Below are 11,689 nucleotides of genomic sequence, written 5' to 3'. Positions count from 1 at the left end.
GGGCCTACCCCTGCCCGCCTTCCATGATCCGCCGCGCGTCCTCCTGGGCCCTCAGGGCCAGGGTTGTCACCACCTCACCCCTCATCACCGGGCTGGAGGCGGAGCCCATGTTCCGGAGTTCGGACACCGTGCGCGGCGGGTTCACGCTGTGGGCCACCGCATGGCAGTTGGGGCACAGCGGAATGAGGTCGGCTATGGGGTCCAGCTGGTATCCGCTGTCCAGCATGTCCGGCGGCACCACATGGTGCACGGCGAGCGCCTCCGGTGCGTTGCCGTCGTAGGCGGACTCGAAAGAGAACCCGCAGGCGGCGCACGATGTGCCGTGAAACGCAAGGCAGACCCGCCGCGCGTCGAGGTCCCGTTCGTAGCGGCTTACCTGAACGGTGCTGACGGCGTCGGGCGGCAGGCTGCCCCCGACCACCTCAGCGCGTCCCGCCGTCGTGGGCCCGCAAGCACGCCACAGCCGGCGCAGGGGAGGCTCGTACGACGGCGGCAAGGCCACCAGGGAAGGTCCGCCCGCCTTGGGCCAGTGGTCACGGGGGAGCCCGTCGCCAAGGATGCCGGGCCGTATCTGCTCACCCAGTGCGAGCAGCGCATCGAAGGCGACGGCGACGAACCATTCGCCCGTTCCAGCCAGCTGGTACGGCTCCGACGCGACCACTCCGTGACCGATCAGGCCGCTGCCGGCTTCATTGCTGCCGCACAGCAGGAGCCAGGCTTCGGTGCCCGGGCTGAGGCCAGGGCCGGCGTCCGGGTGCTGCTCCAGGCACCACCGCTCCACCGCCCTGCCGGATTCCGCGACGTGCGCGACGACGGCACGGTAGTCCCAGCGCAGAAGCCTATTTGTGTCGCACCCGAGAATTACCGCAGCCACTGCGCACCGAACTCCACCACGCGCCGTCGTACCTCAAACACCGGGGCGGGAATTAGATCGGTTCCTTGGCCAATGCCTTGGTCTTGGCGGGCGTTTCGCGGCCCAGGCGTTGATCGAGCGTGACGCGGAGCCGCGCCGCCGCAACCTGGACACGGTGCTCGGCGGCCGAACCGGTTTTCTTGGCCGGCTTGGCTGCGGTGTTCCGGGGAGTGTGGACGAAACGATGTTCAGGCGATGTTGCGCTCACGGTCCAACCTCCTTGGTACTGTCGTCATCCGTCGTTCCATTCTCGCCTAAGTTGCCGCCGTCGTCCACGAAGGCCAGCTCCTGCCCCGGCCCGGCGTCCACCTGGCCATCGTCCCCGTTCTCCTCGCCGTTCTCGTCCCCGGACACGCTCTTCCAGGCGATATCGAACAACTCGAGTTCCTCGGTCCGGGCCAACTCGCTCCTGGCCAGGACCTCCAGGGTTGCCAGCCCCAGCGCCTTGGTCCCTTCATCCGGGTCCAGCGCCCGGTCCAATGCCCACTGGGTGCGGCGCCACCATTCCGCCCTGCTGTCCGCCTCGGTCTTCTGCTGAAGGGCGTTGGCATCGGCTTCGCGCTTTTGATCCAGGGCTGTCTTGTCCGCGGCAGTGCGCTGTTTCAGGGTGCGCCAGTTGATGTAGAAGGCCAGCAGGGCGGCGATGAGGACGGCCAGGGGCCCCAACCCCGCAAGGATGACCCACCAGTCAGCCGGACCGGAGTGGACGACGACATCCAGCGGATCGGGGGAGGGAACTGGGGTCACCGGACCAGCTTAGGCGCCAGGTTCGGGCGGCAGCGGGACGACACTCCACCTGCATTCCCCGTCATCAGCAGATGGGCGGCTGCTTCAACTGCGCTGCTCCAACTGCCGCTGTTTCAACTGCCCCGACGGGAGATGAGGACCGGGCCCTGGGCGTGGTGCAGGACTGCATGGGCGGTGGAGCCCATGGTTTCCCTGAGGATGCCCTGGCCCTGGGAGCCCACCACCACTATCCGGGCTTCTGCGGAGGCCTGGAGGATGGCATGCGGGACCGAGCTGTCCGTAAGGATCTTTCCGTCAATGCGGATAGCGGGTGCCGCGGCACGTGCATGGGCCAACGCGGACGACAGGATTGTCCGGGCGTCACTGTCGGAGTCCTGAGTGTCCGATCGCCGGCGGCCCGGGGGCTGGTGCTGGACATGGACTACCTCGAGTGGGGCCCGCCATGCCGTCGCCAGGGCACAGGCATCCTCCAGCGCTGTGGGGGAACCTGAAGCGTCGACGGCGGCGACGACCGGCCCGTCCGGGTGGAGGTCCTGCCGGATCACGGCGACGGGGCAGGCAGCGGTGGCTGCCAGCTCCAGGCTCACGGAACCCACGAGCAGGCCCAGGAAACCGCCCAGGCCGCGGCTGCCGACAACCAGAAGTTCTTCTCCCCTGGAAACACGGGCCAGAAGCTGTGCAGGCACTCCGTGAAGCAACGTGCTCCTGACCTGAAGGCCTGGAACCTCTGCTGCCGCCTGTGCCACGCCCTCTTCCAGGACGGCCTGGGCTGACTGTTCCAGGCCACTGCCTGACACGCCCGGAACCGGACCCAGGTGCCTGGTGAGCAGCGGCCATAGTGAACAATGCACCACGTGGAGCCGGCGGTTCACCGCCCGGGCGTGCCTGGCTGCCCAACGGACAGCGGCCGCGGCCTCATCCGATCCGTCATAGCCGACCACCACGGCTCCGGGTTCCTGCGTCATGTGACTCCGCTCCCATCAGACCGAGCCTCACCAGCGGGACCTTCGGCCCTTTGGCGGCCCTGCACGTTGGCCCATCCTGATTCTAAATATTGGGGAGGGATATGGGCAGCGTGGTCAGCCGGATTGCCGCGATGATGCTTGCCCTGGCTGCCCTGCTCCTGGGGTTCGCTGTCCCAGGCAGCGCAGTGGCACCCGTGGCTGTCATTGTGGAGGACACCGCAGGGGTGCTTGACCAGAACACGCTGCTGCCCGCCGTCGAACGCATCCAGTTCTACGAGCCCACCCGCGTTGCCGTCTTCACCTACAACGGAAAAGCGGAGGACAACCTCAACGAAGAAGTGCTGAAGTTTGCCCGGTCCAGGCATCCCGAATGGATCAGTGCCGACGGCCAAAAATGGGCCGACGGGCTGTTCATTTTCGCGCTGGACCCTGTGGGCCGCCACGTGGGGACCTACATGGGCGAGGACCGGAAGGTGTCGCTGGAACAGCGCAGCGACATCCAGGACGCGTCGAAGGAACTGTTCCGGGACGCCCAATGGACCGAAGGAACGGTGGCAGGCATTCGACGTGGCGCCGAGCTGATCAACCAGCCGTGGTACAGGTCCGCCGCGTTCACGATCACGGCGTGGGTCACCGGCGGCATTGCGGTGCTCGGTGCCGCCGCATGGCTGATCGTCCGGGAGGTGACCAGAAGCACCTGCCGGAAACACATCGAACGCGGGGACCGCAGCTACTCCAACGTCAGTATGGACCTGGACGTGACGGAACTGAATGCCGGGACCATCCCGGAATCGTCCCGCTATGGGAGCCAGGTCCTGGAGAAACACCGCACCTTCCTGAGCCGGTACGCCGCCGTCACAGAGCTGTCCAACCAGGTGCACGCAATGGGCAGGCGGTCCTTGAGTAGCCGGAAGAACCTCAAGCTTGCCCGCCAGTTCGCGGACAGCGCCGCCGAACTGGATGCGCTGGATGACGTCATCGCGGACAGCAACGCCCTGCTGAACCGCGCCGACACGTGGCCCACCGCCTGGGACCGGCAGCTTGCCCCGTTCCGCAGGGACTTGGCCGGACTCGAGCAGCTCCTGGCCAAGCGGCACGGACAGGGGGACTCCGCAACGGCCGCCGCGTTGCGGTCCTTCCGCGACGAAAGCCTGCGGGAGATCGAGCGGTGGACCGCAGAACTGGCAGACGGACGGATCTCGCCGGAGGAGGCCCTGGACCGGCTGTACAAAGCACGTACCCGGCTCTCCGAGTTGCTGGAGAACCACGCGGAAACGGTGATCGAGGGCTTTGCCAGGAATGAGCGGGAGGCACGCCTGATGCGGGAGCAAATGGAAACCGCCCACGAAGGCCGGGACCACCATAAACAGCGGACTTATGAACCAAGCATCCTGGGGACGGTCTACCCGTCGTACCAGTTTTTCTCCGTCGCCACCTTCAACTCCGGATTCAACACAGGGGTCAGCAGCGTCAATTCGGCCAGGGGCGGCGGCAGCACCACCGGTTACGGCAGCAGCGGCGGAAGCTTTTCCGGCTCCGGTAGTTCGTCCGGCTTCTAGATTCCCCTGGGGGTAGTGGACGCCCGCTCGGCTTTGGCGCCGCGTGGCCGGCAGCAGACGCACAGGAGTGGGGCCCATCGTCAGCGATGGGCCCCACCGGTCTTCCTGGTCAAAGGGCCGTCCGCCCTGAGGCCTTGGACGGCGCTTATCTTATGCTGCCCCGACAGAGTTGAGCAGGCGGGTCCCGCGGCGTACCGCATATCGCGGATGCGGTACCGAAGCATGGAGAACGCCCGGCGGAGGCGGCGCCACATCCCGGATCAGGCCGGTGCCTGCGCATTCACGTACCTCTTCGATGGCGGCGGCCGCCGCCTGCTTGTCGGTGAACTGTCCGGAAACCGCCAATACATGTCCATCGGGCATCACTAGCCGGAACCGAATCTGCGAATCATCATCGACAAACAGTTCGAACGTACCTGCCATAAGCCTGGTTCTCCTCCATCGTCCTGCCTCCGTTGGTGAGGCTACGTCCTGCGCCGGTATCCGGCGCAGCGAAATGCTGGTGCACAACCACGGCGTTGTGCACCGTTCGACCTGAACAACCATCCCAGAAGCCCGGTCCGGCTTTTAGGGACCAAGGTCCCGGATTGCAAAGGTGGGGGATGCTAGGCAGCCAGGCGCGAAAGGCGGATCAACACAATCCCTGTGGCAATGAACCACACCCAGAGCAGGATGCCGTAGCCCCAGTAGAAGTCCGGGACAGCCTGCCGAAGGACCTCACTGACCACTCCCAAAGCACCGGTGCCGATGCCGAACCACGCCAGGAACTGCGGGAAGGGCGCCCTCGCCGTCACCATCGCCAGTCCCATCAGGAGGATCCCGAAGGCGGAGAGGACGCCCACGATGGCAGGTGTGTTGTTCTCGGCGATGATTGCTTCAGCAGCGGTAGCGTAAGCGCGGCGTTCCTCGTCCCTCCCGGTGGCCATGTAGCGGTCGCTGAGGTAGACGAGGTTGAGGGAGCCCCTGCTGGTGACCGGGACGGCAAGCAGGAGCGCCCAGGGCAGGGCGCCAAAGATCAGCGCGATCAAGGGCAAACTCTTCCGGAAGGGCATAAGCGCCACGAAGAGTCCTGTGAAAACAAGCACCGGGAGGATGTTCGGCAGGATCCACAGGACCTGCTCGGCCACGTAGTTCGCCTTATTCGCCGCAATGAACTCCAGGGTGGCGGCTCCGCCGTGCACCGGCGGAGGCGCCAGGAAGTCAAGCACCAGCGCGGCTACCAACAACAGGACGAACAGGATCGATGATGCCCCCGCCGTGAGATAGAGGAGCCCCCATTCCCGCTGGGCCCGGGGAGCGCCGTGCCGTTTCATCCCTGGAGCCTGCCATCCGTAGGGCGCGTCCGGTAGTGCCGATGGGCCCGGTAGACGGGGCACCATTGCTGCCACCGGTGACCAACGGCCCTGTTCCGCCATGCCAGTCCTTGGCAAACTGCCTTTTTGAATACCGATTACGTTCGCCGGGAGTGAGACATGTCCGTAAATGAGCCGCACACAGGCAACGGCATGGAGGAGCATCTGCGGATAGAACTGGAGGACGCCGCATCGGTGAAATGGTGGGTACGAATCCTCTCCACCCTTGGCTCGCAGTACGGACGCACCCAGCTTCGGTTCGTTGGCAGGACGGAGGACGGCCGCAGGCTTTATGTCAGTGACACGTTCCCCGGGCCGCCCCTGAACGCCACCCCTCCCGCAGAAGCCTGGGCTCCAGGCCTGGAGGCGAGCCTCAGCCAGTTGCGCGGGGAAATTGCCCGCGACGGTTGGTCGGAGACCAGCCAGGGGGCGCAGCCGTGGGAGTTAACCTATGTCCGCCGCAAGGGCTTGTTATCTTGACTCTTCTCCCATGGAGGAATTGTGTGTCCCGGCGGCGCAGGTGCGCCGGACCAGGCGTCCAAGGCGCGAAGACCAGATCCCGGCATGGATAAGTTGGGGGTTACCGGGTGCCGCCGAGCAACGTTCCAGCCTCGTCCGAGGGTTTCAGCAGCCAGTCCCGCGCCTTGTCAGCGGACGTGAAGTACCGTATCGGGAACCCGGCAGAGATCAGGGACAGGCGGAACATGGCGATGACGCGGTCAACGGGTGAGGTTCCCAGAAGTGCCATGCGCGAGATGCTGGATGCATCGGGGAAGAGTTTCCGGGCGGCCGCGGAGTGGGTGACGCCCTGAATTTCGACCAGCATTGGCAGCCTGGCGCCCCGCGTCAGGGTGGAGATGGCTTCCAGGGCGGCCTTGGCGACGTCGATGCCGATGTAGACTCCCGGATTCCAGCGCAAGTGCAGGACCCCATCGGACAGCTCCACCGTGCCCTTGCCTTTGATGTCCACCGCGCTCCTCCCTCCCTTGTCCTGACCCGAATCCAGCCTTGACGGTAGCCGAACCGAACGGCATCTGCACCAGGACACTCCCGAACGTCGTCGGGCCGGAGACCTTTCATCTGCTCATATAGCCTAGGTGCAGCGCTCATGGGGGTAACAGGAATCAGTGCTTCCCGCGTCGAGCGCGACTGTCGCCCAACCCTGTTTTACGCTGTGTCGCAGGGCGGATGAGCAGCAGCGCGAGCACCACGACCCACGCAAGGGTCGTCATGATGTTGACGCGCTCCCAGAGCCCCGCCCACGGCGTCGGCAGGTTGGCTTGGAGAGCCGGGGCATCCCCGGCGGTGAGTACGCCGAAACCGATGAGAAGCAGGATTGTGGCTGTGGTGTACAGACGGAACCACAGGTTCAATGCAACGGCTGCGGAGATCATTGCCGCCATCATCAGCGCACTGGTCACCGACACGATGATCAAATGCGCTGTGTCGGCCGCAGTGGCGCCGCCGGCGGCCAGTACTTCGCGGGTGTGCATCGAGGCGAACGGGTAGGCCAGTCCGGCCAGCACGTAGGCGGCCAGGAGGATGGCGGACACGCGAAGCGACTGGCGTCGGCTTCCGGACTGCCAGACGCCGGCTGCGAACGCAGCCATCAGGGCGCTCCACAGCAACCCCAGCCATACCCACAGGGTCCTGGTGGGGACATCCCATGCCGAGAGCTCGCTGACCGTCTGTGAGATGGGGTCGTACCCGGGATACCGGATCAGCCAGATCATGACTCCGTAGAGCGCAGAGGCAGCAGGTCCGCACAACAGCAACGACCTCCGCCGGGTAGCGGTCGCGAGCAGGGAGTGCTGGACTGAACTGGACATGCCTACCTCCGGGCCTCGGCCTCGGTGTTAATGAACCTTGTGAATTTCCTACCTGAGCCACTGCCGCCGGCACGCCTCTTTTTCGGTGCGTTTGATCTCATTGGTGGAGGCCCTGCCATGTGTCCTGCTACTGGTACCCAGCGACAGCGGAATACATGATCACGCCCGCCGCCACCGCCGCGGCAAGGGCGGCCGAGGTGGTGAGCCAAATCAGGACCGAGCGTTCCTTGTAGTGAATGATGCTGACGAGCCCGAGTGCCGCTGCTGCGGCTGCGGGTCCCGCGAAGGCCTGCCCAAGGGCGTGCCACACCCAAGTGGCAGACGGGAAGCCCATCATGGGCAGCAGAACGATCCATGCAAGGAGGGTCGCCAGCACGGTGATGGCAGCGAAGAGCAGGCTCCAGCGCCCGGCTGCCGACTTTGGTGTGATTGCGGGTGACATGTCTTCTGCTTACGGGTGCGGTTTACGGGTGCGGTGTGAACATGCTGATGAAGAAGGCGAGGTCAAAGACGGCCAGCTGCGCCGGGCCGGCGACCAGTGCGGTAGCTGCCAGCACCGAGCGGTCCCGGTAACTGATGATTCCGGCCAGCGCGAGGGCCGGACCAGCCCCTGCCACCGGTGTCAGGATGGCCCACGGGCTATATGAGAGAACCAGACCGACCACCAGGAAGGCCGCGGCCCACCACCCTGCCGGTGTCGTCGGCAGGAATCGGATGCTATCTCGGTCAGCCCGGAACGCCGCGAGGATGAACAGCACGGCCGCCACAGTGAGGGCATAGGACGCGCCGGAGATCAACACGTCCGGGGTCACGGGCAACTGCGTTCCGGGCGTGAAAACTATCGAGGCAGCAGCCATGATCCCGCCCGAGAGGATGAGAAAAGCCAGGGCCCAGTAGCCCAGCCGCGTGCGGACCACGCCGTGTTTCCGCACCTGCCGTGCGATCCCTGCAACAGCGCTGAGGAAGAAACCGCCGACGACGACGCTTGCCCAGACAACCTGTCCCGTTGGGGGCTCCCCAAAGGGTATCGACGCCACGGTCAGGGCCACGATGAAAAGCACAACGGCCGTTCGCGAAAGCCAGATCACCGGCAGAGCGGCCCGGTGGGGAATTGTCGATTGGATCGGAATTGCCATCGAAGGCTCCAAGTGGGTTTGCGTGCTGGCGGGGTCAGGAGTGGCGAAGCGGGACCTCAGCTCCGCGTTCCCGGGTTCTCAGCCCACAGCCTCAGGCGACCGGCCACACCACCCTGGTCTGCCACGTTGCAGGATCCGGTTGCTGTTCCGGATCGGTCAGGTAGTACTCCCACATCGTGTCCGAGGGGGCGGCGCCATCGGCCTCCATCCGTTGCCGGATGGCATCGTAGGTGGTACCCAAGGTGTCATAAGGGCCCGTATGGACAGCTTCGAACGCGTCCGTATCGGGCAGTGTCCCGCTGGCCACTTCGCCTGTCCCCCGGAAGTTCCCGGCGATAGGGAACCCCGCTTCAACATCCACAGTTTCGCCCGGCATCCCGTGGTACAGCGCGAACGGCGGCCCCGCCGGCCTGGCTCCCTGCATCTGGACTGCCGCCATCACGGCGCCGAAAGCGCGGCCGAAGAAGCCTGTCAGCGCGTCCATGGGGACCCTTTCGCGCACCACGGCAACGGGTTGTTCGGGAACATGGATCTTTCGGGGCTGCTGGCCATCTTCAGTCATGGCATCAGCTTTGACCTGCCGGCAACAGCGCGACAGGGCCAGAGGACTCTAACTGTCAGCCCGCAGCGCCGTACGCTTCCTGCATCCACGTCCGGACCTCGGCATCGAGTTGGGTGCTGTCAGTGAGCTCCAGGTGGTGCATCCAGGTTTGGGCCGAAGGATGCACGATCTGCTTGAAGCGCGGTGAACCCAGGTCCCGCGGCAGGGCCAAAGACAGGACAAGCGGAACCGCGGATTTCACATAAAGACCGGGCCGCCAGAGGTACGCGAACCCGCGGCGCCGGCGAAAGGAAATCTGGCTCTTGCCCACCCTTATCCCAAAGGGTCCCAGGCCCGCCGCCATTCGCTCCACCGCTTCGTAGAGGCCAAGCGCGGTGGGCGCCCCGTCGAAGAACTGTTCCACCGTCCGTAACTGCACCGACATTGCCGCCCTATGGCTCACTGGTGCTGATCGTTACGGCTTGCATGTGGGCTCCGGTCTGCGTCGGCGGCAGGTCTTCCCCCAACGTTGCCGAGACGCCCGGAGCCGTGGACAGGGCCGAAGGTCACATCGGCGGTAACAGAAGGCGGGCTGGGGCCAAATGCCCTAGCCCGCCTGACGGCAGCAGGGTAGGTTCAGTTCCATGTGCGATGACCTTCACCGCCTCGTGCCGAAGGGTCCTGGATGAGGAAGCAGGCGTCCCCAACCATGGCAACCGGCCCTGGTCCGGGCAGCGTTGATGCCGGTGAACCTGCCGGCTCGCCCATGGAAAAGGCCCGGGTCTTTCTCAGGCGGTATCCCGTCGTCGCACTGACTTTGCTGGTGCTCCTGGCCACGCTGGTGCTGGTTCAGTTCGGCCTGGAACTGCAGGTCCGCATCCTGGCGTCGGCTTACGCGGCCGTTATCGTGGTGGCGCGCGCGGCCGGCATGGTCCGGTCGCTGCGTGAAGGCCGCTGGGGCATCGACCTTTTGGCGCTGATGGCCATTGCCAGCACCGTGGCGGTGGGCGAATACCTCGCGGCCCTGGTGGTGATCCTGATGCTCACCGGCGGGGAGGCGCTGGAGAATTTTGCCCAGGGCCGCGCAGCGCGGGAACTGCGGTCCCTGCTGGACCGGGCGCCCCGCTTTGCCCACCGTGAGGAATCCGGTGGAGCCCTGGTGGACACCCCGATCGGCGAGGTTGCGCCGGGGGACATCCTGGTGGTCCGTCCGTCCGAACTGGTACCCGTTGACGGTGAACTCCTGTCCGATTCAGCCAGCCTGGATGAGTCGTCGCTGACGGGCGAAAGCCTGCCGGTGGAACGCACCCGGGGGCAACAACTGCTCAGCGGCGCCGTCAACGGCGTGGCGGCCATCCGGCTGCGGGCAGCGGCCACCGCGGCAGACTCACAGTACAGCCGCATCATCGCCCTGGTGGAGGAGGCTTCCAACAGCCGCGCTCCCGTGGTCCGGCTGGCCGACCGCTACGCAGTGCCCTTCACCCTCCTCGCCCTGGCCATGGCAGGTACGGCGTGGCTGTTGTCCGGTGAGCCGCTGCGCTTTGCCCAGGTCCTGGTGGTGGCCACGCCGTGCCCGCTGCTGATCGCGGCGCCGGTGGCGTTCCTGGCCGGCACCAGCCAGGCCGCCCACAAGGGAATCATCATCAAGAACACCAGGACCCTTGAACAGCTGGCGAAGGCGCAATCAGCGGTCTTCGACAAAACCGGAACCCTCACGTCGGGACGTCCCGTCCTCGATGAGATCAGGGTGTCGCCCGGTCACGGGGAAACACTGGGCAGCAGGAAGCTCCTGCAGCTTGCAGCCTCCGCGGAACAGTACTCCTCGCATGTGCTGGCAGCTTCGGTGATCGAAGCCGCCAAGGCGGCCGGCATTGGACTCCTGCCCGTGACGCAGGCGACCGAAAACGCCACGCACGGTGTGGAGGCCATCTGTGACGATCAGCAGGTGGTGGTGGGAAAAGCGGGCCTGGTCCGCAGTTCATCCACCGGGTTCCGGGAGGCTGCAGTGCACAGCGGTCAGCTTGCCGTCCATGTGGCCGTCAACGGCGGGTACGCCGGTGCCTTGATCATGAAAGATCCATTGCGCGGCAACGCCGTGGATACCCTGGCGCGCCTGCGCAGCCTCGGCGTGCAGAACACGATGCTCCTGACCGGTGACGCCAAGGCCACGGCCGCGCACATCGCCGAGGAAGCCGGGATTGACCGCGTCCAGGCGGAATGCCTGCCCGAGGACAAGGTCAATACTGTTGCCGCGTTGGCGGAACGGCCGGTCCTGATGGTGGGCGACGGCGTGAATGACGCTCCCGTCCTGGCCGCTGCGGATGTTGGCATCGCGATGGGGGCCAAGGGCGCCACGGCGGCGAGCGAATCCGCGGACGTGGTGATCATGCTCGATGACCTGTCCAAAGTGGCCCAGGCCGTAGCCATCGGAAAGCGCACGGTGGGTGTTGCCCTGGTGAGCATCTGGACGGGCATAGGACTCAGCATCGTCCTGATGGCCATTGCCATGACCGGATACATTCCCGCCGTCGCCGGCGCACTCCTCCAGGAACTGGTTGACCTGGCCACCATCCTGAACGGCCTTAGGGCACTGCACGGTGCCGATAGGAAATCCGGTCCACGGAGGCCGCCGGCGGCATGACTTTTG

15 protein-coding genes are annotated in these 11,689 nt (G+C 65.7%); 3 read left to right on the top strand and 12 right to left on the bottom strand.

All coding sequences use genetic code 11. From position 1 onward, the window contains the following. Nucleotides 1–4: 4 nt before the first annotated feature. The 4 genes from LFT46_RS11345 to LFT46_RS11330 form a co-directional block, all read right to left on the bottom strand. The gene (locus tag LFT46_RS11345; protein WP_236819622.1) at nucleotides 5–874 is read right to left on the bottom strand and encodes an HNH endonuclease; all 870 of its coding nucleotides are present in this window, start codon (nucleotides 872–874) and stop codon (nucleotides 5–7) included. Nucleotides 875–926: 52 nt separating this feature from the next. After that, nucleotides 927–1,121 carry a hypothetical protein gene (locus tag LFT46_RS11340; RefSeq protein WP_236798541.1) on the bottom strand — a complete coding sequence of 65 codons (195 nt, stop codon included), beginning with the start codon at nucleotides 1,119–1,121 and terminating at the stop codon, nucleotides 927–929. Beyond that, complete coding sequence (locus LFT46_RS11335) at nucleotides 1,118–1,660, bottom strand: hypothetical protein (RefSeq protein WP_236798540.1); 543 nt, start codon at nucleotides 1,658–1,660, stop codon at nucleotides 1,118–1,120. The genes LFT46_RS11340 and LFT46_RS11335 overlap by 4 nt, the downstream gene beginning before the upstream one ends. A 113-nt stretch (nucleotides 1,661–1,773) precedes the next feature. Further along, on the bottom strand, nucleotides 1,774–2,625 hold the full coding sequence (locus LFT46_RS11330) for a universal stress protein (RefSeq protein ID WP_236819619.1): 852 nt from the start codon (nucleotides 2,623–2,625) through the stop codon (nucleotides 1,774–1,776). 101 nt (nucleotides 2,626–2,726) lie between these two features. On the opposite strand from LFT46_RS11330, the gene LFT46_RS11325 reads away from it, so the two are divergent. Continuing rightward, complete coding sequence (locus LFT46_RS11325; protein WP_236819617.1) at nucleotides 2,727–4,184, top strand: DUF5129 domain-containing protein; 1,458 nt, start codon at nucleotides 2,727–2,729, stop codon at nucleotides 4,182–4,184. A gap of 150 nt (nucleotides 4,185–4,334) precedes the next feature. Here LFT46_RS11325 and LFT46_RS11320 read toward each other — a convergent pair whose 3' ends face one another. Together LFT46_RS11320 and LFT46_RS11315 are read right to left on the bottom strand one after the other, a co-directional pair. Then, nucleotides 4,335–4,607, bottom strand: a complete 273-nt coding sequence (locus LFT46_RS11320) for a YegP family protein (protein WP_236819615.1) — start codon at nucleotides 4,605–4,607, stop codon at nucleotides 4,335–4,337. Between the two features lie 182 nt (nucleotides 4,608–4,789). Further along, nucleotides 4,790–5,497: a DUF4386 family protein gene (locus tag LFT46_RS11315; RefSeq protein WP_236798536.1), complete on the bottom strand. Its 708-nt coding sequence runs from the start codon at nucleotides 5,495–5,497 to the stop codon at nucleotides 4,790–4,792. Between the two features lie 159 nt (nucleotides 5,498–5,656). Between LFT46_RS11315 and LFT46_RS11310 the strand changes: the two genes are divergently transcribed. Continuing rightward, a complete protein-coding gene (locus LFT46_RS11310; protein ID WP_236798535.1) occupies nucleotides 5,657–6,016 on the top strand; it encodes a hypothetical protein in 360 nt (119 codons plus the stop codon). 100 nt (nucleotides 6,017–6,116) lie between these two features. Here LFT46_RS11310 and LFT46_RS11305 read toward each other — a convergent pair whose 3' ends face one another. The 6 genes from LFT46_RS11305 to LFT46_RS11280 form a co-directional block, all read right to left on the bottom strand. Then, nucleotides 6,117–6,506, bottom strand: coding sequence for a DUF7793 family protein (locus LFT46_RS11305; RefSeq protein WP_236798534.1), 390 nt, complete (start codon nucleotides 6,504–6,506; stop codon nucleotides 6,117–6,119). 154 nt (nucleotides 6,507–6,660) lie between these two features. After that, nucleotides 6,661–7,365, bottom strand: coding sequence for a DUF998 domain-containing protein (locus LFT46_RS11300; RefSeq protein WP_236798533.1), 705 nt, complete (start codon nucleotides 7,363–7,365; stop codon nucleotides 6,661–6,663). 127 nt (nucleotides 7,366–7,492) lie between these two features. Beyond that, the gene (locus tag LFT46_RS11295; protein ID WP_236798532.1) at nucleotides 7,493–7,807 is read right to left on the bottom strand and encodes a hypothetical protein; all 315 of its coding nucleotides are present in this window, start codon (nucleotides 7,805–7,807) and stop codon (nucleotides 7,493–7,495) included. A gap of 22 nt (nucleotides 7,808–7,829) precedes the next feature. Further along, nucleotides 7,830–8,501 (bottom strand): hypothetical protein, encoded by a 672-nt coding sequence (locus LFT46_RS11290; protein ID WP_236798531.1) that lies wholly within the window; start codon nucleotides 8,499–8,501, stop codon nucleotides 7,830–7,832. Nucleotides 8,502–8,592: 91 nt separating this feature from the next. After that, the gene (locus tag LFT46_RS11285; protein ID WP_236798530.1) at nucleotides 8,593–9,063 is read right to left on the bottom strand and encodes a GyrI-like domain-containing protein; all 471 of its coding nucleotides are present in this window, start codon (nucleotides 9,061–9,063) and stop codon (nucleotides 8,593–8,595) included. A gap of 55 nt (nucleotides 9,064–9,118) precedes the next feature. Further along, complete coding sequence (locus LFT46_RS11280) at nucleotides 9,119–9,487, bottom strand: DUF5655 domain-containing protein (protein ID WP_236798529.1); 369 nt, start codon at nucleotides 9,485–9,487, stop codon at nucleotides 9,119–9,121. A gap of 240 nt (nucleotides 9,488–9,727) precedes the next feature. Between LFT46_RS11280 and LFT46_RS11275 the strand changes: the two genes are divergently transcribed. Beyond that, a complete protein-coding gene (locus LFT46_RS11275) occupies nucleotides 9,728–11,683 on the top strand; it encodes a heavy metal translocating P-type ATPase (protein ID WP_236798528.1) in 1,956 nt (651 codons plus the stop codon). The last annotated feature ends 6 nt before the right edge of the window (nucleotides 11,684–11,689 follow it).

It is taken from the genome of Arthrobacter sp. FW306-07-I, from assembly GCF_021800405.1.
Classification (GTDB): Bacteria; Actinomycetota; Actinomycetes; order Actinomycetales; family Micrococcaceae; genus Arthrobacter.
The sequence above is the reverse complement of the archived record's forward strand: the minus strand, read 5'-3'. Positions and strand labels throughout refer to the sequence as shown.

What these genes read in the sequence shown, in the direction of transcription:
- LFT46_RS11330 (WP_236819619.1), bottom strand. Translation starts at nt 2,625, where the DNA reads ATGACGCAGGAACCCGGAGCCGTGGTGGTCGGCTATGACGGATCGGAT.
- LFT46_RS11325 (WP_236819617.1), top strand. Translation starts at nt 2,727, where the DNA reads ATGGGCAGCGTGGTCAGCCGGATTGCCGCGATGATGCTTGCCCTGGCT.
- LFT46_RS11320 (WP_236819615.1), bottom strand. Translation starts at nt 4,607, where the DNA reads ATGGCAGGTACGTTCGAACTGTTTGTCGATGATGATTCGCAGATTCGG.
- LFT46_RS11315 (WP_236798536.1), bottom strand. Translation starts at nt 5,497, where the DNA reads ATGAAACGGCACGGCGCTCCCCGGGCCCAGCGGGAATGGGGGCTCCTC.
- LFT46_RS11310 (WP_236798535.1), top strand. Translation starts at nt 5,657, where the DNA reads ATGTCCGTAAATGAGCCGCACACAGGCAACGGCATGGAGGAGCATCTG.
- LFT46_RS11300 (WP_236798533.1), bottom strand. Translation starts at nt 7,365, where the DNA reads ATGTCCAGTTCAGTCCAGCACTCCCTGCTCGCGACCGCTACCCGGCGG.
- LFT46_RS11295 (WP_236798532.1), bottom strand. Translation starts at nt 7,807, where the DNA reads ATGTCACCCGCAATCACACCAAAGTCGGCAGCCGGGCGCTGGAGCCTG.
- LFT46_RS11290 (WP_236798531.1), bottom strand. Translation starts at nt 8,501, where the DNA reads ATGGCAATTCCGATCCAATCGACAATTCCCCACCGGGCCGCTCTGCCG.
- LFT46_RS11285 (WP_236798530.1), bottom strand. Translation starts at nt 9,063, where the DNA reads ATGACTGAAGATGGCCAGCAGCCCCGAAAGATCCATGTTCCCGAACAA.
- LFT46_RS11280 (WP_236798529.1), bottom strand. Translation starts at nt 9,487, where the DNA reads ATGTCGGTGCAGTTACGGACGGTGGAACAGTTCTTCGACGGGGCGCCC.
- LFT46_RS11275 (WP_236798528.1), top strand. Translation starts at nt 9,728, where the DNA reads ATGAGGAAGCAGGCGTCCCCAACCATGGCAACCGGCCCTGGTCCGGGC.